At 73.1% G+C, this 1,701-nt stretch carries 2 protein-coding genes; both read right to left on the bottom strand.

What is annotated here, in order from left to right; genetic code table 11:
* Window positions 1–133: 133 nt before the first annotated feature.
* On the bottom strand, window positions 134–1,030 hold the full coding sequence (locus ACFWWU_RS37140) for an energy-coupling factor transporter transmembrane component T family protein (protein WP_384153588.1): 897 nt from the start codon (window positions 1,028–1,030) through the stop codon (window positions 134–136).
* The coding region (locus ACFWWU_RS37135) for an ABC transporter ATP-binding protein (RefSeq protein WP_384153585.1) at window positions 1,027–1,701 on the bottom strand (675 nt) is incomplete at its 5' end. The genes ACFWWU_RS37140 and ACFWWU_RS37135, both read right to left, overlap by 4 nt.

Below are 1,701 nucleotides of genomic sequence, written 5' to 3'. Positions count from 1 at the left end.
ATCCGCGGCCCATCCGCCGCCCCTGCACCCCGAGTACCCGATCGGCGCGGGAGTACCGCCTGAGGCCCGCAAGCAGCGCCCTTCAACGCCGATCGGGTACTCACCTGAGGCGCGAGCTGGGGATCCGGGGTGCTCAGCGGCCCCAGGTCAGCACGGCGATGACGATGCACACCGCGAGGAAGCACGCGACGAACACCGTGTCGCGCACCCGCCACGGCGAGAGGTGCCGCTCGGTGCGGGTGCGGTGGGCCCCGAAGGCGCGCGCGTCCATCGCGAGGGCGACGCGCTCGGCATGCCGGATCGCCGAGGCGAGCAGGGGCACGATGTAGCCGAGCGACCGTCGCACGGCCGCGACCGGCCCGCGCCCGACATCCGTGCCCCGCACTCGGTGAGCGGCCCGGATGATCTCGAGTTCGTGCCCGAATCGCGGTACGAACCGCAGCGCGGCGAGGGCGGTGTAGCCGAGGCGATACGGCACGCGAAGGTTCTGGACCATCGAGCGCACGAACTCGGTGCCCGTCGACGTGATGCCGGCGATGAGCGAGAGCAGCAGGATCGCGAGGATGCGGAGGCCGGTCGCGAAGCCCACGAGGTAGGCCGCGAGCGTGAAGTCCCAGTCGCCGATCGAGACGAGGGTGACGGATGCCGCGGGGTGGTCGGCCACGCTCGACGGGTCGACCCACACGCCGAAGGTGACGCCGAGCACGAGCGCGGCGACCGGGATGCCGAGGAGCAGCGCCGCGATCGCGCGGGCAGACAGCCGCGCACCGATCAGCAGCACGGCCGCCGCGAACACGATGAACGCGAGCGGCAGCGCGATGCCCCGGCTGAACATGACGACGACCATCACCGGTAGCGGTGCGGCGAGCTTCGCGAGCGGGTTCAGTGCGTAGAGGAATCGCGACGGGCGCTGCGTGCGATGCTCGGCGAACGGATCGAGGGCAGCGGATGCCGCGTGCGGCTCGTGCCCGTCGGCGGGTGCCGCTTCGAGCCCGGGGGAGACCGCGCCGCCCTCGCCCGCCGCGCTCACGACGCCCCCTTCGAGGAGACGGGCAGTTGGGACATCCGGGTCACCGAGTGCCAGGCGGTGTGCCGCGCGAGGCCGCGGGTGGCCCGGGCGAGCGGAGGGTGACGGAGTCCCGCCTGCTCGACGAGCGGGCCGGCGAGCACCTCGACCGTGGGGCCGACGCCGAGGAGCCGACCGCTGTCCATGACGGCGATGTGGCTCGCGTAGTCGGCGACGAGCTGCAGGTCGTGGGTGACGACGAGCACGGTGGTGCCGTCATCGTTCAGCGCGCGGAGCATGTCGAGCAGTTCGGAGGCGCGAGCCCGGTCCTGCCCGAACGTCGGCTCGTCGAGCGCGAGCACCGGCGCACCGGCGATGAGCGCGGTGCCGACGGAGAGGCGCCGCTTCTGCCCGCCCGAGAGCAGGAACGGGTGCTGGCCGCGAAGCGACTCGAGGCCGAAGCGCTCGAGCATGGCCTCGACGCGGGGTTCGGCGTCGGCTTCGGAGACACCCTGCAGATGCAGGCCCTGGGCGAGCTCCTCCGCCACCGTCGGGGCGATGAACTGGTGTTCGGGGTTCTGGAAGACGAAGCCGATGCGCCGGGCGCGCTCGCGAGCGGCGCAGCGTGCCGGGTCGACGCCGAGCACGTCGACCGTGCCGCGGGGCGCGGGGATGACGCCCGCGAGCGCCTGCAG

It is taken from the genome of Streptomyces sp. NPDC058650 (genome assembly GCF_042717315.1).
GTDB lineage: Bacteria > Actinomycetota > Actinomycetes > Streptomycetales > Streptomycetaceae > Streptomyces.
Note: the sequence above shows the minus strand (reverse complement) of the source record. Positions and strands in the feature narration are given on the sequence as shown.